Below are 24,855 nucleotides of genomic sequence, written 5' to 3'. Positions count from 1 at the left end.
TTGCGTCCGGCACACGACGGCCCCTGCCACAGGGGGAGTCGGGTCACCACCACGCGGGTCCGTCCCGCCGGTGACCCGTCGCGGCCCGGTCGGCGCGCACCATGACCTTGCGAGGGGTGGCCTGTGGCACCCAGGAAAGCGAACCAACCATGCACACGTTCGACGAGCTCAACGCCGCCTCGATGCGCACCGACGTCCCGGAGTTCCGCGCCGGCGACACCGTGAAGGTCCACGTCAAGGTCGTCGAGGGCACGCGCTCCCGCATCCAGGTCTTCCAGGGCATCGTCATCCGTCGCCACGGCGGCGGTGTCGGCGAGACCTTCACGGTCCGCAAGATCTCCTTCGGTGTCGGGGTCGAGCGCACCTTCCCGCTGCACACGCCGATCATCGAGAAGATCGAGCTCGTGACCCGCGGTGACGTCCGTCGCGCCAAGCTCTACTACCTGCGCGGCCTGCGCGGCAAGGCCGCCAAGATCCGCGAGAAGCGCGACAGCGTCCCGGCCAAGGCCGACGCCAAGAACTGACGCGCGGCGTCAGGTTGACCACCCGAGGCGCGGTGGGTCCCCACCCGGGGGTGCCGGCATGACCGCCGACACCCCGCACGACGAGGGATCCGCCGCGCCTTCGGCGTCCCAGTCTCACCAAGGGGTCTCCCGGTCGCGCACCGCGCTGCGCCGGCACCGCTGGATGATCGGCCCGGCCGTCCTGCTGCTCGCCGTCGTCGTCGTGCGGGCCTTCCTCGTGACGCCGTTCGGCATCCCGAGCGAGTCGATGGAGGACACCCTCCTCGTCGGCGACCGCATCCTCGTCTCGCGCACCACGGCGCCCGAACAGGTCCAGCGGGGCGACATCATCGTCTTCGACGCCTCGCAGGCCTTCGGGCTGCGGGTGCCCGAGCGCGGCTTCCTGCAGACGCTCGTCGAGGCCGCCGAGAGCATCATCGGCAAGGGCCAGCCCACCGACTACGTCAAGCGCGTCATCGGGCTGCCGGGCGACCACGTCCGCTGCTGCGCGGCCGACGGGCGCCTCGAGGTCAACGGCGTCGCGATCGACGAGCCCTACCTCGCACCCGGCCAGAAGCCGAGCCTCGTGCCCTTCGACGTCCGGGTCCCGGCCGACCGGTTCTGGGTCATGGGCGACAACCGTGGCTCCTCCTCGGACTCGCGGGCGCACCTCGGCGACCCCGGGGGCGGCATGGTCCCGGGGGAGGACGTCATCGGCAAGGTCTGGGTGCGATACTGGCCGCTCGGTCGGCTCGGCCCGGTCGACCAGGGCCAGATCTCCTCCGTCCCACGAAATGGTGAGTGATGTCGCAGTACACCGGACGCTCCGAGGACCCGACGCGCGGGCGCTCGGCTGACGACGTCGACGAGGGCTACCTCGACGACGACTACGACGACGAGCCGCGTCGTGGGTTCGGGGCCACCCTGCTCGCGGGCCTCAAGGAGATCGTCATCGTCGTCGTCCTGGCGATGGCCCTGTCGTTCGTCGTCAAGACCTGGCTGTTCCAGGCCTTCTACATCCCGTCCGGGTCGATGGAGAACACCCTCGTCAAGGACGACCGCGTCATCGTCAGCAAGCTGACCCCGGGGCCGTTCGACCTCAAGCGCGGCGACGTCGTCGTCTTCGAGGACCCCAACGACTGGCTGTCCGGCGACCTCAACGCCCACAGCACCGTCGGCGGACCGTTCCACGACGCCCTCGTCTTCGTCGGCCTGCTGCCCGAGGACGCCGAGAACCACCTCATCAAGCGCGTCATCGGCCTGCCGGGCGACCACGTCCAGGCCGACGGCAGCACCGGCAAGATCAAGGTCAACGGCGTCGAGATCACCGAGCCGTACGTCAAGCCGGGCGACTTCCCGAGCCAGGGCAAGCCCTTCGACATCGTCGTCCCGGCCGGCAAGGTCTGGGTCATGGGCGACCACCGCTCCGACTCCTCCGACAGCCGCTGGCACGACGACGGCAGCGGCGCCACCGGCTCGGTGCCGATGGACAAGATCGTCGGGCGCGCCCTCTTCGTCGTGTGGCCCATCGACCACGTCACCTGGCTCGGCGTCCCCGAGCGCACCTTCGGCTCGGTGCCGGCCCCGTCGGGCACCCCGACGCCGAAGTCGACGACCAACCCGGCGCCCACGAAGACGACCGCCAAGCCGAAGGTCTCGACGCCGGCCGGCTGACGCGCCGAGCCTCCGCCGCCGCAGCCCCGCGTCCCGACCGACCTCCCGAGAACCGCCCGAGACCCCAGCCCAAGATGCCTCGTCCCGCACCGTCGAAGAAGCCCTCGCTCCGCGTCGAGCGCGCGCTGCAGCGCTCGGGCCACCGGCTGCTCGCCGGGATGGACGAGGTCGGCCGCGGGGCGCTCGCCGGGCCGGTCAGCGTCGGCGTCGTCGTCATCGACGAGACGGTCCGGTCGGCGCCGATGGGGGTCAAGGACTCCAAGCTGCTCACCGAGAAGGCGCGGCACGGGCTCGTCCCGCGGATCCAGCGGTGGGCGGTCGCGCACGCCGTCGGGCACGCGTCGGCCGACGAGATCGACGCCATCGGCATCATGGCCGCGCTCCGGCTCGCGGGCCTGCGGGCGCTCGGGGCGATCGAGGTCGTGCCCGACCTCGTCATCCTCGACGGCAACCACGACTGGTTGACGGCACCGGGCGAGGTGGGGCTGCTCGCGTTCGCCGGTGACGCCGGTGGGCCCTCGACACCGCCGGTCACGACCATGATCAAGGCCGACATGAAGTGCTCGTCGGTCGCGGCCGCGAGCGTCCTGGCCAAGGTCGAGCGCGACACGATGATGGTCGGCTTCGCGCAGGCCCACCCGGAGTACGGCTGGAGCCTCAACAAGGGCTACGCCGCACCGGAGCACATGGACGCCCTGACGCGCCTGGGGCCCTGCGAGCTGCACCGACGCTCGTGGCGTCTGCCCGGCGTGGGCCCCGAGGCGGGGCCCGGGGTGTTGAATGAGGTGACGGACGCGTCGCTGCCGCCGCCGGCGGCCGACGAGGAGCAGGTGCGGCTGGCCCTGCACGAGCAGACAGGAACGGCATTCACGTGAGCTCGGAAGACCTCGAGAAGTACGAGACCGAGATGGAGCTGCAGCTCTACAAGGAGTACCGCGACGTCGTCGGCCTGTTCACGCACGTCGTCGAGACCGAGCGCCGCTTCTACCTGGCCAACTCCGTCGACGTGAAGGTGCGCACCGACGGCGGCGAGGTGTTCTTCGACGTGACGATGTCGGACGCGTGGGTCTGGGACATCTACCGGCCCGCACGCTTCGTCAAGAACGTGCGCGTCGTGACGTTCAAGGACGTCAACATCGAGGAGCTGCCCAAGCCCGACATCAAGCTCCCGGAGTCGGGCGACTTCTCCTGAGGCGCCCGCCGTCCACACCCCCCTGACGCGGTCGCGGGTCGTCCACAGGCCGGCGGCCGGCCGTGGTCGGCGGACGCCGCGCCGACGACGCTGGTCGGCATGGACCTCCCGACCCGCGTCCTCGGCGACTACGGCGAGCGGCTCGCCGCGCGCTACCTCGCCGAGCACGGCCTGACCATCCTCGACCGCAACTGGCGCTGCGTCCGCGGCGAGATCGACATCGTCGCCGCCGACGCCGGCTGCCTCGTCGTGTGCGAGGTCAAGACGCGCACCAGCGAGGCCTACGGTGCCCCGTTCGAGGCCGTCACGTGGCGCAAGCAGCGTCGGCTGCGCCGCCTGGCCGGCCTGTGGCGCGACGCGCACCCGGAGCACCCGGTGGGCGGACCGCTGCGCATCGACGTCGTGTCGATCCTGTGGGCCGCCGGCGGGCGGCCACGGCTGCAGCACCTGAAGGGGGTCTGCTGATGGGCCTCGGGCGCACCCGTGCGGTCGGCCTGCGCGGGGTCCGTGGCTACCTCGTGCGGGTCGAGGCGCACGTGTCCTCCGGGCTGCCGGGCTTCTCCATCAGCGGCCTCGGCGACTCCGCCATCGGGCAGTCGGCCAACCGCATCAAGGCGGCCGCCTCGCTCGTCGAGGAGATGCCGGTCAGCCAGCGGCGCGTCATCATCAACCTGTCGCCGGCGGGGGAGCGCAAGGTCGGCACGGCCTTCGACCTCGCGATCTTCGTCGCGGTCGCCGCGGCCATGGGCAAGATCCCCGCCGAGGTCGTGCGCTCGGTCGTGCACATCGGCGAGGTGGGGCTCGACGGCACGGTGCGCCCGGTCCCGGGGGTCCTGCCGCTCGTGCACGCGGCGGCCCAGTCCGGGGCCCGGCACGTCGTCGTCCCGGTGGCCAACGCGGCCGAGGCGCGGCTCGTGGCCGGTATCCACGTGCACCCGGCCGCCGAGGTCACCGAGCTGGTCCGGCGCTACGAGGCGCTGAAGAAGGGGCGCCCCACCGAGGAGGTCGTGGTGCCCGAGTCCCCGGCCGTCCTCGAGGAGGAGGTCAGGGACCTCTGCGACGTCGTCGGGCAGGCCGAGGCCAAGCTCGCGCTCGAGATCGCCGCGGCCGGCGGCCACCACCTGCTGCTCGCAGGTCCGCCCGGGGCCGGCAAGACGATGCTGGCCGAGCGACTCCCGGGCATCCTGCCGCCGCTCGATGCCACCGAGTCGATGGAGGTCACCGCGATCCACTCCGTCGTCGGCGGCTTCCACGACGGCGACTCCGGTGCCGCACGGCTCATCACGCGTCCGCCGTTCGTGGCGCCGCACCACGGTGCCTCGCAGGCCGCGGTCATCGGGGGCGGCAGCGGGCGCATCCAGCCCGGTGCGATCACCCGTGCCCACCACGGCGTCCTCTTCCTCGACGAGACCCCGGAGTTCGACAAGCACGTCCTCCAGGCGCTGCGCACGCCGCTCGAGCGAGGGATCGTCGCCATCGCCCGGGCCCACGACCACGTCGTCTTCCCCTCCCGCTTCCAGCTGGTCCTCGCCGCCAACCCCTGCCCGTGCGGCCACGGCTGGGGCAAGGGCCTCGACTGCACGTGCACGCCGATGGCCCGACGCGCCTACTTCGGCAAGATCAGCGGTCCGCTGCTCGACCGCGTCGACCTCCAGGTGCACGTGCAGCCCCCTGGGCTCTCGATGGTCGGGCAGCCGCCGGGGGAGCGCAGTGCCGCCGTCGCCGCCCGGGTCGCGGAGTCGCGAGCGGTGCAGCAGGCGCGGTGGGCCCCGCACCTGCCCGGGCGGGCCCTCAACGCCGACGTGCCCGGCTCGATGATGCGGGAGGGCCGCTGGCGGCTGCCGGCGTCGGTCACGGCCCGGCTCGACCGGGCCCTCGAGTCCGGCACCATCAGCCTCCGCGGTTACGACCGCACCCTCCGCTGCGCGTGGACCGTCGGCGACCTCGCCGGTCTGCAGCGCCCCGGTGGCGACCAGGTTGAGCTGGCGCTGTCGCTGAGACGGCAGGCGGTGGCCGCCGCATGAGCGCCACCACAGGCCCGGAGTCCGGCCGCGCCGGGCTCCGCCTCCTACCGCGCGCATCCGTCGCAGGGTCGCCCCCGGCCGATGACCGGGCCACCGACGACGTCCGCCGAGCCAGGGCAGCACTCTCGCGCGTGGTCGAGCCACGCGACGTCGAGGTGGCCGCACTGCTGCAGGAGGTGGGTCCGCTCGAGGCGATGGCCCGCATCCGCAGCGGGCACGGCACGCTGGCCCGGTTCGCGGCGCGCGTCCGAGCCCTGCACGTCGAGCGCGACCTCGAGGTCGCCGCCAAGGTGGGGGCCCGCGTCGTCGTGCCCGGCGACGCGGAGTGGGCGGAGGCGCTCGACAGCCTCCCGATCCCGCCCTGGTGCCTGTGGGTCGTGGGCCGGCTCGACCTCGTCGACACGACGCGCAGGTCGGTCGCGGTCGTCGGTGCGCGGGCCGCCACGTCCTACGGCGAGCACGTGACCACCGACCTCGCTGCGGGCCTGGCACGGCGGCAGTGGACCGTCGTGTCGGGGGCCGCCCTCGGCATCGACGCCGCGGCGCACCACGGCGCCCTCGCCGTCGACGGCACGACCGTGGCCGTGGTCGCGGGCGGCGTCGACCGGCCCTACCCGGCGGCGAACGCGACCCTGCTGCGCCGGATCGCCGAGGTGGGGCTGGTCGTGTCCGAGGCGGCGCCGGGAGCCGCACCGATGAAGTCGCGCTTCCTCTCGCGCAACCGGCTCATCGCAGCGCTGACGCGGGGCACGGTCGTCGTCGAGGCCGACCTCCGGTCCGGCTCGCGCAACACGGTCACCCACGCCACTGGCCTGTCCCGGCCGGTCGGTGCGGTTCCCGGGCCGGTCACCTCGATGATGTCGGCCGGCTGTCACCAGGAGATCCGCGACCAGAAGGCCGTCCTCGTCACGTCCGTCGACGAGATCATCGACCTCGTCGGCGACATCGGCGACGACGCGTGCGACGAACCGCGGGCGCCCGACACCGTCGTGGACCGGCTCAGCACCGAGGACCGGGCCGTGCTCGAGGCGGTCCCGTTCCGGCGGCCGGTCGCCCTCGACGTCATCGCCCGCGACGCGGCGCGCCCGCCCCTCGTGGTCCGTGCGGCTCTGGCGCGGCTCGAGCAGGCCCGGCTCGTCATCGGCGAGTCCGGTACCTGGCGCAAGGCCCCGGCCCCGCGCCGCAAGACCGCCTCGACGGGCTCGGCGGGCTCGGCGGGCTCGGCGGGCTCGTCGGGCTCGTCGGTGCGAGCACCGTCGAGGCCGCGACCTGCGCTGGACGCCGGCCCCACGCTGCCCCTCGGCTGAGCGCACCGCTCTCCGTCGCGTCGCGCCAGGAGAAGCTGCGCGAGGCGGCCCGCTGAGCGGAGGGGCGGGTCGCTTGCGGTGGCGCCGTAGATGCGTCATGGTGCGGGAGTGACGGGTGTGGCGATCGAGAACGCGTCGGACGGCGCGGGTGCCGTGGTGCCCTCCGCGTCGGCCGAGCCGGTGACCCCCGCACCCGGCCCGCCGGTCCAGGAGCTGCACGGCGAGGTCCTCCACGCCTTCTCGCGGCACCTCGGCGCCGAGCGCGGACGCTCGGTCCACACGCGCCGTGCCTACCTCGGCGACGTCCGGCACCTGCTGACCTTCGCGGCGGCGCGGGGCGTCACCGACGTCGCCGACCTGCGCATCGGCGACCTGCGCGGTTGGCTCGGGGAGCAGGCCGACGCCGGTGCTGCGCGGGCGACGATCGCCCGCCGGGCCGCAGCCGCGCGGACCTTCCTGCGCTGGGCCGAGCACACCGGGCGCATCCCCACGGACCCGTCCGTGCGGCTCGTGGCGCCGAAGCGGTCGTCATCGCTGCCGGGGGTCCTCAAGCAGGGCGAGGCCAGCGAGCTGCTCACCCTCGCCGCCACCCGGGCCGACGACGACGACCCGATCCACGTCCGCGACCGCGCCGTCCTCGAGCTGCTCTACGCCACGGGCATCCGGGTCGGTGAGCTCGCGGCCCTCGACATCGACGACCTCGACCTCGGCCAGGGCACGGTCCGGGTCATGGGCAAGGGCGCCAAGGAGCGCATCGTCCCGTTCGGGGCGCCGGCCGGCCGTGCCGTGGAGTCGTGGCTCGCGGTCCGGTCGCGGCTCGTCGGGGAGCACTCCGGTCCGGCCCTGTTCCTCGGGCGCCGCGGTCGACGCGTCGACGCGCGCCAGGTGCGCAGCGTCGTGCACGAGCTGCTCTCGCACCTGCCCGACGCACCCGACCTCGGTCCGCACGGGCTGAGGCACAGTGCGGCGACGCACCTGCTCGAGGGCGGCGCCGACCTACGCATGGTGCAGGAGATCCTCGGCCACGCGAGCCTGGCCACGACCCAGATCTACACGCACGTGTCGGTCGACCGCCTCCGCCGCAGCTACGAACAGGCCCATCCCAGAGCCTGATCCGGGCGAGCGGTGCCGGGTCAGTCGAGGGGGAGCAGCACGATCGGCGCCCGCCCGACGAACGAGAGCGGGTCGAGGTACTGCCGGCCGCGCTGCACTCCCCAGTGCAGGCAGGTGCCCGGTGCGCAGTGCCCGGGCGCGGCGGTCACGGCGCCCACCGGACCACCACGGGCGACGGTGGTGCCGACCCGAACGGTGGCGGTGACGGGTTCGAACGTGCTGCGCAGCCCGCCTGGATGGGTGACGACGACGACGCCGCGTCCGGCCACCACGCCGGCCCACGTGACGGTCCCGGCCTCGGGGGAGCGGACCGGCTGCCCGACGGTTGCTGCGAGGTCGACGCCGCGGTGTCCGGCGCCCCATGGCCGGTCCGGCGGGTCGAAGGCGCGCTCGACGCGTGGCTCCGGGTCGAGCGGCCAGGCCCAGGTGGCGTGAGAGGCCGATACTGATGAACCGGCCTGCGGCGCAGGCGTTCTCGAGGTCGTCGGCGGGTGGCCGGCGACGGCGCTGACGCCGAGGACGGCACTCGTGACGAGCGCGGTCAGTCCGGATCCGAGGGCCATGAACCCATGGTCGCGACGCCGGCCAGTGTCTTGAGGCCCCTCCCGGTGACGCTGTGGACGAGCGGCCGCCGCGACGTCGGGATGTGGACAGTCGCACCAGGGTGCGGCGTCAGCCGTGGGGCTGGTGGGGTTCGGTGCTCACTCGACGGGACGGTCAGGCAGGGGAGGGTGGGGTCAGGCGGGGGAGTGGTGGCCGGCCGCTGCGAGGCGACGGCTGGCCTCGTGCAGCACCTCGTCCTTCTTGCAGAACGCGAACCGGATCAGCGTCCGGGCGGCCTCGGTGTCGTCGTGGAAGACCGACACCGGTACGCCGACGACGCCCGCGAGGTCGGGCAGCCGGCGCGCGAACTCGAGCCCGTCGACGGCACCGAGCGGCGCCGCGTCGGCGATGACGAAGTATGTTCCGCTCGGACGCGCCACCTGCAGGCCCGACTCGACGAGGGCCGCGCAGAGCAGGTCGCGCTTGGCCTGCAGCGAGGACCGGAGCGCGGCGTAGACGTCGTCGCCGAGTCCGAGGGCCACGGCGACGGCCGGCTGGAACGGCCCCGAGGCGACGAAGGTGAGGAACTGCTTGACGGTCCGCGCGGCGGCCACGGCCTCGGCCGGACCGGTGAGCCAGCCGACCTTCCAGCCGGTCGCCGAGAAGGTCTTGCCCGCCGAGCTGATGGTGATCGTCCGCCCGGCCATGCCGGGCAACGTGGCCATGGGCACGTGCACGGCGTCGTCGAACACCAGGTGCTCGTACACCTCGTCGGTGACGACCCACGCGTCGTGCTCGCGCGCGAGCGAGGCGATGAGCTCGAGCTCGGCCCGGGTGAAGACCTTGCCGGTGGGGTTGTGCGGCGTGTTGAGCAGCACGAGCCGGGTGCGGGCCGAGAACGCGGCGCGCAGCGAGGCCTCGTCGACGGCGAAGTCGGGGAAGCGCAGCACCGAGGTCCGACGCGTCGCGCCGGCCAGGGCGATCGTCGCCGCGTAGGAGTCGTAGTACGGCTCGAAGGTGACGACCTCGTCGCCGGGCTCGCAGAGCGCGAGCACGACGGCCGCGATCGCCTCGGTGGCTCCCGCGGTGACGAGCACCTCCGATGCGGGGTCGACGTGCAGCCCGTAGAACCGCTCCTGGTGGGCGGCGACCGCCTCGAGCAGCTCGGGCACGCCGGGCCCGGGCGGGTACTGGTTGCGGCCGGCGTCGATCGCGGCCTTGGCGGCCTCGAGCATCTCGCGCGGGCCGTCGGTGTCGGGGAAGCCCTGGCCGAGGTTGATGGCCCCGGTGCGCGTGGCGAGGGCCGACATCTCCGCGAAGATCGTCGTGCCGAACGGGGTCATGCGGGAGATCAGCGGCGAGCCCATACGGCCGACACTACCCAGCGGGGAGCGCGCGCCCCGGCCCGGCGCGGCCGCGCGCCGCCACCCGGTCGGTGCGGCGTCAGGACCCGAGGCCGCACCCGGTGATGCGGTAGAGCGTGTAGTCGCCGACGGTGCGCACCGGCTGGACGCTCCGGTTGGCGGCGAGGTCCTCCAGGCCCGAGCTGCGCTCGGGACGGTCGAGCCAGTAGACGTGGGGCGAGCCGATCGCCCAGCGGACGTCGTGCCGGGCCAGCGCGGTGCAGACGTCGGGCCGGTGCTCGAGGTCGTTGAAGCCGGTGCCGATGACGATCTCGTCGCCGGTGGTCGGGATCGGCAGCGATCGGTAGAGCGTGTTCGTGCCGAAGAGCGCGTACATGAGCGGCGTGCCGTTCTCGGGCCGGCCGACGACGCCCTGGCCGGCCGGGATGTTGGCAGCGAGCTGGCGCAGGGCGTCCTGGGCCTCGAAGGAGAGGATGACGCGTCGGGCCTCGCCGGGGCGGAAGAAGCCGGACAGCATGGCGTTGCGGGTCGACCCGTTCCACACGACCGTGAGGAGCGGCAGCAGCGCCAGGGCGGTCACTGACGCGACGAGCGGCCGGGCGCGGACCGCGGGGACGCGGAGCAGGAGGGCGCGCGCCGCCGGGGCGGCCGCCGCGACGAGCACGACGCCGGGCACCGCTGCGAGGGAGGCGAGCCGGACCTTGTCGTTGTACCAGTAGCCGGTGATGAGCGCGGTCCATGACGCCGTCGACGACGCCGCCATGACGTAGAGCGCCACGGCCGCCAGCCACATGGCCACGACGGGGATCGCGGCGCGGGCCCGCAGCACGATCCACCCGATGCCGAGCGCGATGAGCAGCAGCAGCCCCCAGAGCACGACCGTGATCTGGAGCCGGCCGCCGACGACCTCGACGAGCGCGGTCCACACCGACACCTGGCCGGTCCACTCGTAGGACTGCGTCGACGCGAGACGCGCGGACACCGTGGGCGCCGCGACGAGCCCGGCCACCCCGACGACCGCCACGACGGCGAGGTCACGGCCCACCTTCCACCACGGCGTGTGGCCCAGCCAGCCGGCCCGCAGCCGCGCGGTGACGAACCAGACGAGCGCGAAGACGACGAGCGCCACGAGCGCGTTGGGCTGCACGAGCGCGAGCCCGGGCAAAGCCGCGGCGAAGCCGAGCCACTGCCCGACGCGTCGGGACCGCGCCGCCTGGAGCATGAGCGCGAGGGCCCCGGGCGTCAGGGCGTTGGCCATGAGGTTGGGCCACAGCACGCCCCAGCCGAGCAGGATCGTCGGGAAGGAGATGAAGGCGGCCGAGGCGAACCCGGACGCGTACGTAACCAGCCGCGAGGTGCCGAGCGCGTGCCTCACGAGGGCGACGCAGCCGAGCGGCCACACGAAAGCGGCCAGCACGACCGTGGCGACGTTGGTGCCGGGCAGCACCTGCTCGCCACCCCACGGCAGCAGCCCGGTGGCGATCCAGGAGTGGAAGCCGTTGGGGTAGAACGTCGGGTTGGCGATCGAGAAGTTGCCGGTCTCGAGGAAGAGCCGGATGCGGTCGAGGTGGTAGACGGCGTCGGGGCTGTCGACGAGCTCGTCGGGCCGCCCGATCGCGGGCAGGATCGTCGCCAGCGACACGGCGACGCCGATGAGGACGGCCACGACGGCGTCGGGGTTGGGCCGGCCGAGCACGCGGCGGGCCACGCCGACCTCGGGCTCCGGGCGCCGCACCCGCTGCAGGACGCGTCGGGCGACGAGGGCGACGAGCCAGGCGAGGCCGGCCGCCGCCGCGGTGACGGCGACGAGCAGTCCCAGCCCCCACCGCAGGCCGATGCGCTGGGCCACCGTGGCCGCCGTCGCGATGATGCCGACCGAGACCGCGGGGGCGACGGCGAGGGCCTCCATGCCGCGCGTGCCGAGGGCCCGCAGGACGAGCCAGCCGGGCACGACGAGGACGGCGGTGAGGACGACGAAGACCGGGATCGTCTGGAACCAGCTGTCCCAGCCCGTCGAGTGAGGCATGGCCGCCATTCTCGCCCGTCCGCGCGATTTCCCCGCAACCCGGGTCAGGACGTACGATGGACGGCGGTCACGCGTGCCCCCACGCGCGACCGAATTCGCGCGTCTTCGACCGGGCCTCGAGCCCGGGGCACGTCACGGCAGTCCCGACCTCGTCGGGCGGGACGGGTCAAGGCGCCAGGAGAGCGGCCAGCCAGGGCCGGGGAGACCCGACCGGACGCGACGCCGCCGGACAACTGTCGACAACCACACAAGGGAGAACACGGCATGGCCGTCGTCACCATGCGCCAGCTCCTCGAGAGCGGCGTCCACTTCGGGCACCAGACCCGTCGCTGGAACCCGAAGATGAAGCGCTTCATCATGACCGAGCGCAACGGCATCTACATCATCGACCTCCAGCAGTCGCTGACGTACATCAACAACGCGTACGACTTCGTCAAGGAGACCGTCGCCCACGGCGGCACGATCCTCTTCGTCGGTACGAAGAAGCAGGCCCAGGAGCCCATCGCCGAGCAGGCGACGCGCGTCGGCATGCCGTACGTCAACCACCGTTGGCTCGGTGGCATGCTCACCAACTTCCAGACGGTCTCCAAGCGCCTCACGCGCCTCAAGGAGCTCGAGGAGATCAACTTCGACGACGTGGCCGGCTCGGGCCGCACGAAGAAGGAGCTCCTCGTCCTCAAGCGTGAGAAGGACAAGCTCGAGAAGACCCTCGGCGGCATCCGCTCCATGGCCAAGGTCCCCTCGGCCGTGTGGATCGTCGACACGAAGAAGGAGCACCTCGCCGTCGACGAGGCCCGCAAGCTCGGCCTGCCGGTCATCGCGATCCTCGACACGAACTGCGACCCCGACGAGGTCGACTACAAGATCCCGGGCAACGACGACGCGATCCGCTCCGTCACGCTGCTGACGCGCGTCGTCGCCGACGCCGTCGCCGACGGTCTCGTCCAGCGCTCCTCCGGCAAGTCCGGTGGCGACGCGCAGGCCGAGGAGCCCCTGGCCGAGTGGGAGCGCGAGCTCTACGCCGACGCCGCTGCCACCGAGGCCACCGAGGCCGCCGGGGCCCCGGTCGAGACCCCGGCCCCCGAGGTCGCTGCCGAGATCGCGGTCGACGCGCCCGCCGAGGCGCCCGCCGCCGAGGCTGCTCCGGCCGAGCAGGCCTGAGCCTGCCCGGACCGCGTACCAGTCGAATCCCACTGACGAAAAGAGCGATACAGAGCATGGCGAACTACACCGCCGCTGACATCAAGGCCCTGCGCGAGCAGACCGGCGCCGGAATGATGGACGTCAAGAAGGCGCTCGACGAGGCCGAGGGCGACCGCGCCAAGGCCGTCGAGATCCTGCGTGTCAAGGGCCTCAAGGGCGTGACGAAGCGTGAGGGCCGCACGGCCTCCAACGGTCTCGTCACCGCGAAGGCGACCGACGGCGTCGGCACCCTCGTCGAGGTCCTCTGCGAGACCGACTTCGTCGCGAAGGGCGAGAAGTTCATCGCCCTCGCCGACCAGGTCCTCGAGCAGGCCATCGCCTCGAAGGCCGGCAGCGCCGAGGAGCTCCTCGCGAGCTCGACGCCCGACGGCCGTACCGTCCAGCAGCTGCTCGACGACGCGAACGCGACGATCGGCGAGAAGATCGAGATCAAGCGCGTCGCCCGCGTCGAGGGTGCGAACGTCGCCGCCTACCTCCACAAGACGAGCCCCGACCTGCCCGCGCAGATCGGTGTCCTCGTGGCGATCGAGGGTGGCGACGACCAGGTCGGTCGCGATGTCGCGATGCACGTCGCGGCCTTCAGCCCGTCCGTGCTGACCCGTGACGAGGTCGCGGCCGAGACGGTCGAGAACGAGCGTCGCGTCGCCGAGGCCACGGCCCGCGAGGAGGGCAAGCCCGAGGCTGCCCTGCCGAAGATCATCGAGGGTCGCGTCAACGGCTTCTTCAAGGAGAACGTCCTGCTCGAGCAGCCGTTCGCCAAGGACGCCAAGAAGTCCGTCGGCAAGGTCCTCGAGGAGGCCGGCGCCACGGCGACGTCCTTCGCCCGCTTCCGCGTGGGTCAGTGAGGTCCTGCTGACGCCTCTCGCGTAGCACCACGTGCCACGACCGATGCCGGTCGCCCCTCGGGGCGGCCGGCATCGTCGCGTTTCCCGCCCGCTCGGAAGAGGAGCCCCGATGACCAGCGCCGCCACCCCTGCCTCGCCCGTCGTCACCGCAGTCGCCGACGACGGTCCGCTGACCGTGTCGATCACCCGCCGGGTCGCGCCCGAGGACGAGCTGCTCATGCAGGCGTGGGTGCACGCCGGCACGTCGATGGCCGAGCGGTTCGAGGGCTTCCTCGGGGCCGGGTGGGTGCGCTCGGGGACCGAGGACTGGCACATGCTCTACCGGTTCGACTCGCGCGAGCACCTCGACGCGTGGGAGCGCTCGCCAGAGCGCCTGCGGTGGCTGCGCTCGGCGGCCGACCTCGTCGAGCACCGGCGCACCGAGTACCGCACGGGCATCGAGGGCTGGTTCGGCGAGCCGGCGACGTCGGCGGTGCACGAGGCGGGCCCGGGCGTCCCGGCGGCTCCGCCGCGGTGGAAGCAGGCGAGCGTCATCTGGATCGCGTTCTTCCCGACGAGCCTGGCGCTGACCTACCTGCTCTCGCCCTTCAGCGGCGGCTGGCCGGCCGCCGTCCGCGTCCTCGTGACCACCCTCGTCGCGACCCCGTGGATGACCTACGTCCTGCTGCCGTTCGTGACCCGGCTCTTCGGGCGGTGGCTCAAGGCCACCTGAGAGTCCCGGGTCCCTACCCCCGGGGCCGGATCTGCTTGTGAGGCAAGCCTTCTGTCTCCGAGGTCACAGCCGCGCTGTCTGCTGGCTCACAGCCGACGGCATACCCTCCGGGGTACCGTCGAGACATGACCACCACCATGAGGTCACTCGTGGTCCTGGGAGCGGGCACGGCCGGCACCATGGTCGTGAACAAGCTGAGGCACCGCCTCCCCACCAGCGAGTGGCGTATCACCGTCGTCGACAAGGACGACGTCCACGACTACCAGCCGGGCTACCTCTTCCTGCCGTTCGGGCTCATCGAGCCCGACCAGGTCAGGCGCAGCCGGCACGCCCTCATCACGGACGGCGTCGAGCTCGTCCTCGGTGACGTCGACCGCATCGACCCGCAGGCCCGCGAGGTCTCCCTCGTCGACGGACGCACGCTCGGCTACGACGAGCTCGTCATCGCCTCGGGCACGACGCCGCGTCCGGACCAGACGCCGGGGATGCTGGGCCCCGAGTGGCACCGCAGCGTCGGCGAGTTCTACACCTACGAGGGCGCCACGGCGCTGCGTGCGTCGCTCGCCTCCTTCGGGGGCGGACGCCTCGTCGTGCACGTGACGGAGATGCCGATCAAGTGCCCCGTGGCCCCGCTCGAGTTCACGTTCCTCGCCGACGACTTCCTGCGGCGCCGCGGTCTGCGTGACCGCACCGAGATCGTCTTCGTCACGCCGCTCGACGGTGCCTTCACCAAGCCGGTCGCGAGCCGCGAGCTCGGCCACCTGCTCGCCGACAAGGGGATCACGGTCGAGACGGACTTCATGGTCGAGCACGTCGACCAGGAGCGTCGCGTCCTCGTGTCCTACGACGAGAGGGAGGTCGCCTACGACCAGCTCGTGACGATCCCGCTCAACATGGGCGCCGACTTCATCGCGCGGTCGGGCCTCGGGGACGAGCTGAACTACGTGCCCGTCGACAAGCACACGAGCCAGTCCACCGAGCACCCGTCGATCTTCGTCCTCGGCGACGCGAGCAACATCCCGACGTCGAAGGCCGGCTCGGTCGCGCACTTCTCGGTCGAGGTGTTCGTGGAGAACTTCCTCGAGCACGTCGAGGGCAAGCCCATGACGCACTCGTTCGACGGGCACGCCAACTGCTTCGTCGAGTCCGGTGGCGGCAAGGCCATGCTCCTCGACTTCAACTACGACACCGAGCCCCTGACCGGCACGTTCCCGCTGCCGCGCCTCGGCCCGATGACCCTGCTCAAGGAGTCGCGCGCCAACCACATCGGCAAGCTCGCGTTCCGCCACGTCTACTGGAACCTCCTGCTCCCCGGACGACCGCTCGGCCTGCCCGCGCAGATGTCGATGGCGGGGAAGGTCCCCGCTCCCGCGAGCGCTTGAAAGGAGCGTCACCATGCCCACCACGACGATCGCCGGCCATGCCGTCGAGGTCAACGACGAGGGCTTCCTCACCCACCCGGACCAGTGGTCGGACGACCTCGGTGTCGAGCTCGGCCGCCTCATCGGGATCGAGCTCACCGACGAGCACTGGAAGCTCGTGCACTTCCTGCGGGACGACTTCGCCCGCCAGGGCGAGACGGCGACCCTGCGACGGGTCAGCACGCAGACCGGAACCCCCGTCAAGGCCCTCTTCGAGCTCTTCCCCGGCAAGCCCGCCAAGAAGATGGCCTACGTCGCGGGCCTGCCCAAGCCGAAGGGATGTGTGTGATGACCACCCAGACCACCCGGGCCACCGAGACCGAACCGCTGGTGCCGTCGTTCGACGCGCCGGAGTCGCAGGGCCGCAAGCTCGCGATCATCTGCAGCAAGGGCAACCTCGACATGGCCTACCCGGGCCTGATCCTCGCGAACGCCGCGCTCGGTGAAGGCGTCGAGACGCACCTGTTCTTCACCTTCTGGGGCTTCGACATGATCAACAAGAAGACGTCCGGCGACCTGAAGTTCACGATGCTCGGCAACACCGCCACGCACCTGCCCCAGGGCCTCGGCGGCATCCCGGGCATGACGCACCTGGCCACCTCGCAGATGAAGAAGGCCATCGCCGACCTCGACGTCCCCGAGGTCCCGGAGTTCCTCGACCAGATCGTCGCCTCGGGGGGCCACCTGTGGGCCTGCCGGATGTCGGCCGACATGCAGCACCTGGGCGAGGAGGACCTGCGTGACGACGTCGAGGGCATCATCTCGGCCTCGGACTTCATCGAGCTGACGGAGGGCGCGCAGCTGCTCTTCATCTGAGCCACCGTGGTGGGTGGGAGTGCCCGGCCGGGCCGGTGTGGGCCCGGCCGGGTTTCACAGGATCTCCACACGTCGCACCCTCGCCGCCCGCGCGCCCGCTCCTAGGCTCGGGGGCATGAACCAGGGGAGTGCGACACCGCCGCCCGGACAGGCGACGCTGCTCGTCGTCGAGGACGACGTCACGATCAACCAGGCCCTCACGGACCGCCTCGTGGCAGAGGGCTTCCGGGTCATCCAGTCCTACGACGGGCCCAGCGCCGTGGCCCAGCACGACGAGCACCGCCCCGACCTCGTGCTCCTCGACCTCATGCTGCCCGGCTTCGACGGGCTCGAGGTGTGCCGCCGCATCCAGGCCGAGCGGCCGGTCCCCGTCCTCATGCTCACGGCCCGCGCCGACGAGACCGACCTGCTCGTCGGTCTCGGTGTCGGGGCCGACGACTACGTCACCAAGCCCTTCCGGATGCGCGAGGTCGTCGCGCGCATCCGCACCCTCCTGCGACGCGTCGAGCGGGCCCGCGAGCTGGCCACGACGCAGCCGGAGCTGCTCGTGCTCGGCGCGCTCGCCGTCGACCGCGGGTCCCGACGCGTCACCGTCGACGGCGTCGACGTGCACCTGACGCCGCTCGAGTTCGACCTGCTCCTCGCGCTGTGGGCCGAGCCCGGTGTCGTGCGCACCCGCGACGAGCTGATGCGCGAGGTCTGGGGGTGGGCCGACGCCGGCCGCACCCGCACGCTCGACAGCCACGTCAAGGCGCTCCGGGCCAAGATCGGCGGGGACCGGGTCCGCACCGTCCACGGCGTCGGGTACGCCCTCGGCACGGACGCGTCGTGAGCGCGCCCGCGACCCCGCGTCCCGACGCGTCCGGCGACGCCCCGGGAACGCCCGACGCGCGCGCTGGCGCCCACCCGCGTCCGCACTTCGACACCGAGCGCCCGCTCGACGGGATCCGCTCCGTCAAGGCCAAGCTGGGCCTGCTCGTCGGTGCGAGCATCGTCGCTGCCATCGTCGTGGCCGAGATCGGCGACCGGGCCGGGGTGCCGGCCTGGCTCACCCTCCCGGTCACCGTGGCCGCCGCGCTCGGGGTCACGCAGTGGCTCGCCCGCGGCATGACCTCCCCGCTGCGCGAGATGACCGACGCCGCCGCCCGGATGGCCACCGGCGACTACTCCCGCCGCGTCACGGCCACGTCGTCGGACGAGGTGGGCACCCTCGCCCACGCGTTCAACACCATGGCGAGCGACCTCGCCTCGGCCGACCAGCAGCGGCGCCAGCTCGTCGCCACGGTGTCGCACGAGCTGCGCACGCCGCTCGCGGCGCAGCAGGCCCTGCTCGAGAACCTCGTCGACGGCGTCGTGCGGCCCGACGACGCGGTCCTGCGCACGGCCCTCGCCCAGGCCGAGCGGCTCGGTTCCCTCGTCGGCGACCTGCTCGACCTGAGCCGGCTCGACGGCGGCGCCGACCGTCTCGCCCTCGCGCCCGTGCGGGTGGCCGACCTCGTCGAGCGCGCCGTGGGGGAGGCCCGCGTCGGCGCCACGGGCGCCGTCCGCAGCACGCGCAGCGTCCGGCACGTCGTGTCGGTCGAGCCCGCCGACCTCGCCGTCACCGCCGACCCGGCCCGGCTCGCGCAGGTTCTGGCCAACCTCCTCGACAACGCCGCCCGGCACAGCCCGGTCGACGGCACCGTCACGGTCAGCGCGGGGCGAGAGGGGGAGGACCGCTGGTGGCTCGAGGTCGCCGACGAGGGGCCCGGCATCCCACCCGAGCGCGCCGAGCGGGTCTTCGACCGGTTCGGTTCGGGCGACGACGCCGGCGGCGGCACCGGCATCGGCCTGGCCATCGCGAGCTGGGTGTGTGAGCTGCACGGCGGCTCCATCCATGCCCTGCCCGCCGAGCCCGGCCGCCCGGGCGCCCGGGTGCGCGCCGTCCTGCCGTGCCGGCCCGACACGGGCCCGCACGACCCCGCCGACGCGTCGGCCGCGTCCCCCCGCGTCCCGGCATCGACCCCGGCGCCCGTACCAGTCACCTCACGAGTCACGTCACCAGTCACTGCAGCCGTCCCGACGAAGGAGAGCCCCATGCCGACCGCGCCCACCCCGAGCCCGGCAGGAGCCGCGGGAACGCCGGCGCTACCGCCCCCTCCCTCGTCGTCCCCTCCCGCGTCGCCGCACCCCGCGACCCGGCCCGTGACGCTCCCCGGACCCCTCGTCGACACGCTCTTCGGCGACCTCTGGCCCGAGTCCGGCCTGCGCCCCCAGCCGCGCCTGCTGCTCACCGCGCTCGGCGTCGGCGTCCTCTCGGCCGTGCTGCTGCCCTACCGCAACCTCGGGCTCGCCCTGTTCGCCGTGCTCCTCGTCGGCGGCGCGGTGCTGTGGCGCACGACGGAGCGGCGCCTGAGCCGGTGGACCACGGCGACGACCGTCATGTGCGTGGCCCTCGCCTCGCTCGCGGTGCTGCGCGCCGCACCCTGGCTCACGATCCTGGCCGTGCTCGTCGGTCTCGTGCTGACCGCCACGGCCCTCACCGGCGCCAAGCCGCTGACCTCGATGGTCGCCGCCGTCGCCTCGGGACCGCTCGCGGCCCTGCGCGGGCTGCCCCTGCTCGGACGCACCGTCGCCGCCACGAGCCGCGTGTCGATCGTGTGGCCGGTCCTGCGCACCGCCGCCATCTCGCTCGTGGCCCTCGTCGTGTTCGGCGGCCTCTTCGCCTCGGGCGACGCGATCTTCGGCACGTGGGCGAGCCACCTCGTGCCGCAGCTGGCCTGGGACAGCCTCATCTTCCGGTTCTTCGTCGGCTTCGTCATGGGCGGTGCCCTCCTGGCCGCCACCTACGTGGCCCTCAACCCGCCGCGGGTCGAGCGCGTCGTCCTGCCCCACGGGCGGCCCGTCGCGCGGACGTGGGAGTGGGCCGTGCCCGTCGGGATGGTCGTGGGCGTGTTCGTCGCCTTCGTCGTCGCCCAGGCAGCAGCGCTCTTCGGCGGGCACGACTACGTGCAGCGCACGACCGGTCTCACCTACGCCGACTACGTGCACCAGGGCTTCGGGCAGCTGACCGTGGCGACGCTGCTGACGCTCGCGACCGTCGCCCTCACCGTGCGCAAGGCTCCTCGTGAGGGTGCCCGCGACCGCCTCGTGCTGCGCGTCGTGCTCGGTGCCCTCTGCGCCCTGACGCTCGTCGTCGTCGGGTCGGCGCTGCACCGGATGGACCTCTACCAGCAGGCCTACGGCTTCACCGTGCTGCGGCTGCTCGTCGTCGCGTTCGAGCTGCTGCTCGGCCTGCTCGTCGTGCTGGTCATGGTCGCCGGCATCCGGCTCGACGGCTGGTGGCTGCCGCGGGCGGCCCTGGTGTCGGTGGCCGCGTTCGTCCTCGTCGGCGGGCTCGCCAACCCCGAGGCGTGGGTGGCCCAGCGCAACGTCGACCGCTACGCCGCCACCGGCAACCTCGACGTCGCCTACCTGTCGACGCTCGGCCCCGACGCCGCCCCGACGATCGTCGCCGGGCTGCCCCGTGACGTCGCGATCTGCGCGGTGACGCCCGACCCGGCTGCCGACGACGACGCGCTCGCGTGGAACCTCGGCCGGTCGCGGGCCTCCGCGCTCGGTGTCGCGCCGGCCACCGGGGCCGAGGCGGACCGGTGCGCAACCCTGCGCACGACGGGCCTGACCCGCTGAGGCAGGATGGGCCGGGTGCGTCGTGACATCGCCGAGCGCTTCGAGCTCGACCCGGCCCTGACCCACCTCAACCACGGCGCGTTCGGCGCGGTGCCGCGGTCCGTGCGCGAGGCGCAGGACCGCGCCCGCACCCGCATCGAGGGCGCGCCGATGCGCGCCTTCCGCGACGACCTGCCCGACGCGCTCGCCGCTGCCCGGCGCGACGCCGCGGCCTTCGTCGGGGTCGACGCCGACTCGACGGCGCTGGTGCGCAACGTCACCGAGGCGGTGGGCGTCGTGCTCCAGGGCCTCGGCATCGGCCCCGGCGACGACGTCGTCGTCAGCAACCACGGCTACCTCACGGCCGGCTGGTCGGCGCAGGCGCGGGGCGCGACCCTGCGCACGGCGTCGTTCCCCGTCGACGCCGACCCGGCCGAGGTCGTCGCGGCCTTCGCGGCGGCGGTCACCGAGCGCACCCGGCTCGTCGTCATCGACCAGATCACCTCCCCGACGGCGCTCGTGCTCCCGGTCGCCGAGGTCGCCGCGGCGGTGGCGCCGGTGCCCGTCCTCGTCGACGCCGCCCACGTGCCCGGCGCGCTGCCCGGCCTCGACGTCGAGGCGCTCGGCGTCGCCTTCTGGGCCGGCAACCTCCACAAGTGGGCCTACACCCCGAGGGCGGCCGCGACGCTCTGGGCGGCGCCCGAGCACCGCGAGCCGCTACGTCCGCTCGTGACGTCGTGGAGCCACGGCCTGCCCTACCCGGAGCGCTTCGACCTGCAGGGCACCGTCGACCACTCCGCGTGGGTCGCCGTGCCCGACGGCCTCGCCGCCTGGCGCGACCTCGGTGGCTGGGACCAGGTGGGCCGCAACGCCGAGCTGCTCGTGCGGGGCGCGGCCGTCGTCCGCGACGCCCTCGGCACCGCTGCGCCGCACGGCGGCCTCGCGGCGGCCCCCTGCCTGCACCTCGTCGCCCTGCCGGACGGCGTGGCCACGAGCACCGAGGACGCCGAGGCCCTGTGGCAGCGGTTGCACGCCGCCGGGTTCGTCGTGCCGCCCGTCGCGTTCGAGGGGCGCGGGTACCTGCGCCTCGCGGCCGCCCCCTACAACGACGAGGACGACTACCAGCGGCTCGCGCAGGCGCTGCCGGGCGTGCTCGGCGTGCTGGGTGCCTGAGCGAGCCGGCGGCCACACCTCGGCCGGACCCGCCGCCCAGGGGCGGCCCGGGCAACTCCGGGGCTCGATGCAGTCGATCCCGACGGGATGTGGAAAGATCGATCGACCCTGCGAACGGATCCCACGAGGAGGCCCCGCGCCCATGACCGACGCCCAGACCACCCCGTTCCACCGGGTTCTGCTCAAGCTCTCCGGCGAGGTGTTCGGCGGCGGAGCCATCGGGCTCGACCCCGCCGTCGTGGCCGGGATCGCCAAGCAGATCGCCGAGGCCGTCCGTGGCGGCGTGCAGGTGTCCGTCGTCATCGGCGGCGGCAACTTCTTCCGCGGCGCCGAGCTGCAGCAGCGCGGCATGGACCGCACGCGCGCCGACTACATGGGCATGCTCGGCACGGTCATGAACTGCCTGGCGCTGCAGGACTTCCTCGAGAAGGAAGGCATCGAGACGCGCGTCCAGTCGGCGATCGCGATGCAGCAGGTCGCCGAGCCCTACATCCCGCGCCGCGCGATCCGCCACCTCGAGAAGATGCGCGTCGTCATCTTCGGCGCCGGCGCCGGCATGCCGTACTTCTCCACCGACACCGTGAGCGCCCAGCGCGCCCTCGAGACCAAGTGCGACGCGCTGCTCATCGCCAAGAGCGGCGTCGACGGCGTCTACACCGCCGACCCCAAGACCGACCCGACGGCGACCAAGTACGACACGCTGACCTTCGAGGAGGGCCTCGCGAGCGGCCTGCGCATCGTCGACGCCGCCGCGTTCAGCCTGTGCATGGAGAACAAGCTGCCGATGATCGTCTTCGGCATGGAGGGCCCGGGAAACATCACGCGCGCCCTGCTCGGTGAGAGGATCGGCACGCTGGTCACCAACGCCTGACCAGCCCCGACACCCGCGCCACGCGCTCACGCGCCGCCACCGCAGCACCCCAGACACCGCCAGCCACCCGACACCAGGGACGAGGAAGCCACACCGCCATGATCGAAGAGACGATGTTCGAGGCCGAGGAGAAGATGGACAAGGCCGTCGAGGTCCTCAAGGAGGACTTCGCGGGCATCCGCACCGGCCGTGCCAACCCGGGCCTGTTCAACAAGCTGACGGTCGAGTACTACGGCGCCCCGACGCCCCTGCAGCAGCTCGCCTCGTTCCAGAACCCCGAGCCACGCACCATCCTCGTCATCCCGTTCGACAAGTCGGCGATGCACGAGATCGAGAAGGCCATCCGCGACTCCGACCTCGGCGTCAACCCGAGCAGCGACGGCCACCAGATCCGGTGCGTCATGCCCGAGCTCACCGAGGAGCGCCGCCGCGAGTACATCAAGCTCGCCCACGGCAAGGCCGAGGACGCCCGCGTCTCGGTGCGCAACATCCGCCGCAAGGCCAAGACCGACCTCGACAAGCTGGTCAAGGACGGCGAGGTCGGCGAGGACGACGGCTCGCGCGCGGAGAAGGAGCTCGACGGCCTGACCAAGAAGCACACCGACCTCGTCGACGGGCTCGTCAAGGCCAAGGAGGCCGAGCTGCTCGAGGTCTGACCTCGCGGCTCCACCCATGATGACGACCGACTCGCCGTCGGAGCCCGAGGACCACGTGTCCGCGGCGCACCCCGACGACGGCGACGGGCTGCTCGAACCCGTGCCCTACGACCCCGCCCTCGACGACGTCGCCGGCCTGCCCGCCGAGCAGGTCATCGAGAAGCGCCCCAGCCGCGCCGGCCGCGACCTGCCCGCCGCCATCGGCGTCGGGGTGGGGCTCGGCGTCGTCATCGTCGCGAGCCTGCTCCTGCTCAAGGAGTCCTTCCTCGTCGTCGTCGTGCTCGCCGTCGGCGTCGCGATCTGGGAGATGAGGGGCGCGCTGCGGCACGCCGGCGTGCACGCCCCGATCGTCCCGGCGCTCGCCGGGTCGGTCGGCATGGCGTGGGCCGCGTACGTGCACGGGCCCGGCGCGCTCACGGTGGCCTGGGCGCTGACCTGCCTGGCCGTCGTGCTGTGGCGCGGCACCGGGCGCCTCGACGGCGCCGGGCGCGACGTGCTCGGCGGCATGTTCGTCGCGACGTACCCGACGTTCCTCGTCGGGTTCGCCGTCATGCTGCTGTCGGCCGAGGACGGCGTCGGGCGGATGTTCGTCTTCCTCATCACGACGGTGTGCAGCGACGTCGGCGGCTACGCGGCCGGCGTCCTCTTCGGCAAGCACCCGATGGCCCCGACGATCAGCCCGAAGAAGTCGTGGGAGGGCTTCGCCGGCTCGGTCCTGCTGTGCATGGTGGGCGGCGCGCTCACGGTCCACTTCTTCCTCGGGCACGCGTGGGTCATCGGCGTCCTGCTCGGCGTCGGGGTGGCCGTGGCGGCCACGGTCGGCGACCTCATGGAGTCGCTCATCAAGCGCGACCTCGGGGTCAAGGACATGTCGAACATCCTCCCGGGCCACGGCGGCATCATGGACCGGCTCGACTCGCTCGTCGTCGTCGCGCCGATCGTCTGGGCCGTGCTGACGCTCCTGGCCGCGCAGCCGTCGTGACGCCGGTCGCTCCGGCCCGGCAGGTCATGGACCCGGACGCGCCCTTCGGGCAGCGCGGACGCGTCGCCGTCGTCACCGGGGCCGGCAGCCCCACCGGCATCGGCCTGGCCACCGCCCGCCTGCTCGGTCGGCTCGGCGCCGCCGTGGTCCTCACCGCGACGACCGACCGCGTCCACGAGCGGGTGGCCTCGCTCCGCGCCGAAGGGGTCGACGCGTCGGCCGTCGTCGGCGACCTGACGCGCCCGGAGGACGCCGACGCCCTCGTCGCCGCCTGTCTCGAGCGCCACGGGCGGCTCGACGTGCTCGTCAACAACGCCGGCATGGTCAGTGCCGCCGAGCTGGACGCCCTCGGTGGCGACCTCGAGGCCACCGACCCCGACCGGTGGCGCCGGTCGATGGCCCGCAACCTCGACACCGCCTACCTCGTCACGCGGGCGGCCCTGCCTGCCCTGCGGGCCTCCGGGGCCGCCCGCGTCGTGCTCGTCAGCAGCGTGACCGGACCGGTCATGGCGATGCGCTCGGAGGTGGCCTACGCCACGGCCAAGGCCGGGCTCGTCGGCCTCGCCCGCGCCCTCGCCGTCGACGAGGGCCGGCGCGGCGTCACCGTCAACACCGTCGCCCCGGGGTGGGTGGCGACCGGGTCACAGGCGCCCGACGAGGCCCGCGAGGCCGCCGCGACGCCGCTGGGCCGCTCGGGCACGCCGCAGGAGGTGGCCGCGGCCGTGGCCTTCCTCGCCAGCCCGGAGGCCGCCTACGTCACCGGCCAGGTGCTCGTCGTCGAC

The 24,855-nt window shown here is 73.1% G+C and carries 25 protein-coding genes; 22 read left to right on the top strand and 3 right to left on the bottom strand.

What is annotated here, in order from left to right:
* Positions 1-149 precede the first annotated feature (149 nt).
* The 9 genes from rplS (at position 150) to BIV28_RS04790 (ending at position 7,813) form a co-directional block, all read left to right on the top strand.
* The gene (gene rplS / locus BIV28_RS04830) at positions 150-524 is read left to right on the top strand and encodes a 50S ribosomal protein L19 (protein ID WP_076259803.1); all 375 of its coding nucleotides are present in this window, start codon (positions 150-152) and stop codon (positions 522-524) included.
* A 58-nt stretch (positions 525-582) separates the two neighbouring features.
* Complete coding sequence (lepB, locus tag BIV28_RS04825; protein WP_076259801.1) at positions 583-1,308, top strand: signal peptidase I; 726 nt, start codon at positions 583-585, stop codon at positions 1,306-1,308.
* Positions 1,308-2,177, top strand: coding sequence for a signal peptidase I (gene lepB / locus BIV28_RS04820; RefSeq protein WP_076259800.1), 870 nt, complete (start codon positions 1,308-1,310; stop codon positions 2,175-2,177). The genes lepB (BIV28_RS04825) and lepB (BIV28_RS04820) overlap by 1 nt, the downstream gene beginning before the upstream one ends.
* Before the next feature lie 74 nt (positions 2,178-2,251).
* On the top strand, positions 2,252-3,052 hold the full coding sequence (locus BIV28_RS04815; protein WP_076259798.1) for a ribonuclease HII: 801 nt from the start codon (positions 2,252-2,254) through the stop codon (positions 3,050-3,052).
* On the top strand, positions 3,049-3,369 hold the full coding sequence (locus BIV28_RS04810) for a DUF2469 domain-containing protein (protein ID WP_076259797.1): 321 nt from the start codon (positions 3,049-3,051) through the stop codon (positions 3,367-3,369). The genes BIV28_RS04815 and BIV28_RS04810 overlap by 4 nt, the downstream gene beginning before the upstream one ends.
* A gap of 99 nt (positions 3,370-3,468) precedes the next feature.
* Entirely contained in the window at positions 3,469-3,834 is a 366-nt protein-coding gene (locus BIV28_RS04805) for a YraN family protein (protein ID WP_076259795.1), read from the top strand.
* Complete coding sequence (locus BIV28_RS04800; RefSeq protein ID WP_076259793.1) at positions 3,834-5,393, top strand: YifB family Mg chelatase-like AAA ATPase; 1,560 nt, start codon at positions 3,834-3,836, stop codon at positions 5,391-5,393. The genes BIV28_RS04805 and BIV28_RS04800 overlap by 1 nt, the downstream gene beginning before the upstream one ends.
* A 131-nt stretch (positions 5,394-5,524) precedes the next feature.
* Entirely contained in the window at positions 5,525-6,700 is a 1,176-nt protein-coding gene (gene dprA, locus BIV28_RS04795) for a DNA-processing protein DprA (protein ID WP_076259792.1), read from the top strand.
* Positions 6,701-6,880: 180 nt separating this feature from the next.
* A complete protein-coding gene (locus tag BIV28_RS04790) occupies positions 6,881-7,813 on the top strand; it encodes a tyrosine recombinase XerC (protein ID WP_076259950.1) in 933 nt (310 codons plus the stop codon).
* A gap of 20 nt (positions 7,814-7,833) precedes the next feature.
* Here BIV28_RS04790 and BIV28_RS04785 read toward each other — a convergent pair whose 3' ends face one another.
* The 3 genes from BIV28_RS04785 to BIV28_RS04775 form a co-directional block, all read right to left on the bottom strand.
* Positions 7,834-8,376, bottom strand: coding sequence for a M23 family metallopeptidase (locus BIV28_RS04785; RefSeq protein WP_076259790.1), 543 nt, complete (start codon positions 8,374-8,376; stop codon positions 7,834-7,836).
* Positions 8,377-8,550: 174 nt separating this feature from the next.
* Entirely contained in the window at positions 8,551-9,723 is a 1,173-nt protein-coding gene (locus BIV28_RS04780) for a pyridoxal phosphate-dependent aminotransferase (protein WP_207555778.1), read from the bottom strand.
* A gap of 76 nt (positions 9,724-9,799) precedes the next feature.
* The gene (locus tag BIV28_RS04775) at positions 9,800-11,746 is read right to left on the bottom strand and encodes a DUF6541 family protein (protein WP_242652774.1); all 1,947 of its coding nucleotides are present in this window, start codon (positions 11,744-11,746) and stop codon (positions 9,800-9,802) included.
* Positions 11,747-12,010: 264 nt separating this feature from the next.
* Here BIV28_RS04775 and rpsB point away from each other — a divergent pair, with 264 nt between their 5' ends.
* The 13 genes from rpsB to BIV28_RS04710 all read left to right on the top strand — a co-directional run.
* Positions 12,011-12,907, top strand: coding sequence for a 30S ribosomal protein S2 (gene rpsB, locus BIV28_RS04770; protein WP_076259786.1), 897 nt, complete (start codon positions 12,011-12,013; stop codon positions 12,905-12,907).
* 56 nt (positions 12,908-12,963) lie between these two features.
* Positions 12,964-13,794 carry a translation elongation factor Ts gene (tsf, locus tag BIV28_RS04765; protein ID WP_076259784.1) on the top strand — a complete coding sequence of 277 codons (831 nt, stop codon included), beginning with the start codon at positions 12,964-12,966 and terminating at the stop codon, positions 13,792-13,794.
* Positions 13,795-13,903: 109 nt separating this feature from the next.
* Complete coding sequence (locus BIV28_RS04760; protein WP_076259783.1) at positions 13,904-14,506, top strand: antibiotic biosynthesis monooxygenase; 603 nt, start codon at positions 13,904-13,906, stop codon at positions 14,504-14,506.
* Positions 14,507-14,631: 125 nt separating this feature from the next.
* Entirely contained in the window at positions 14,632-15,888 is a 1,257-nt protein-coding gene (gene sqr / locus BIV28_RS04755) for a type III sulfide quinone reductase, selenoprotein subtype (RefSeq protein ID WP_207555777.1), read from the top strand.
* A 13-nt stretch (positions 15,889-15,901) separates the two neighbouring features.
* The gene (locus BIV28_RS04750) at positions 15,902-16,216 is read left to right on the top strand and encodes a TusE/DsrC/DsvC family sulfur relay protein (protein ID WP_076259781.1); all 315 of its coding nucleotides are present in this window, start codon (positions 15,902-15,904) and stop codon (positions 16,214-16,216) included.
* A complete protein-coding gene (locus BIV28_RS04745) occupies positions 16,216-16,743 on the top strand; it encodes a DsrE/DsrF/DrsH-like family protein (protein WP_076259780.1) in 528 nt (175 codons plus the stop codon). Before BIV28_RS04750 ends, BIV28_RS04745 begins: the two co-directional genes overlap by 1 nt.
* A 115-nt stretch (positions 16,744-16,858) precedes the next feature.
* Positions 16,859-17,575 (top strand): response regulator transcription factor, encoded by a 717-nt coding sequence (locus BIV28_RS04740; RefSeq protein WP_076259778.1) that lies wholly within the window; start codon positions 16,859-16,861, stop codon positions 17,573-17,575.
* A complete protein-coding gene (locus BIV28_RS04735; protein ID WP_083707049.1) occupies positions 17,572-20,412 on the top strand; it encodes a DUF4153 domain-containing protein in 2,841 nt (946 codons plus the stop codon). Before BIV28_RS04740 ends, BIV28_RS04735 begins: the two co-directional genes overlap by 4 nt.
* Before the next feature lie 15 nt (positions 20,413-20,427).
* Positions 20,428-21,564, top strand: coding sequence for an aminotransferase class V-fold PLP-dependent enzyme (locus BIV28_RS04730; protein WP_083707064.1), 1,137 nt, complete (start codon positions 20,428-20,430; stop codon positions 21,562-21,564).
* Between the two features lie 142 nt (positions 21,565-21,706).
* Entirely contained in the window at positions 21,707-22,435 is a 729-nt protein-coding gene (pyrH, locus tag BIV28_RS04725; RefSeq protein WP_076259775.1) for a UMP kinase, read from the top strand.
* A 98-nt stretch (positions 22,436-22,533) separates the two neighbouring features.
* Entirely contained in the window at positions 22,534-23,091 is a 558-nt protein-coding gene (gene frr, locus BIV28_RS04720; protein ID WP_076259774.1) for a ribosome recycling factor, read from the top strand.
* Between the two features lie 16 nt (positions 23,092-23,107).
* Positions 23,108-24,073: a phosphatidate cytidylyltransferase gene (locus tag BIV28_RS04715; RefSeq protein WP_083707048.1), complete on the top strand. Its 966-nt coding sequence runs from the start codon at positions 23,108-23,110 to the stop codon at positions 24,071-24,073.
* The coding region (locus BIV28_RS04710; RefSeq protein ID WP_242652773.1) for an SDR family NAD(P)-dependent oxidoreductase at positions 24,070-24,855 on the top strand (786 nt) is incomplete at its 3' end. The genes BIV28_RS04715 and BIV28_RS04710, both read left to right, overlap by 4 nt.

Source organism: Intrasporangium flavum, assembly GCF_001956915.1.
Taxonomy (GTDB): Bacteria; Actinomycetota; Actinomycetes; order Actinomycetales; family Dermatophilaceae; genus Monashia; species Monashia flava.
This window is presented reverse-complemented; position numbering and strand designations above follow the sequence as displayed.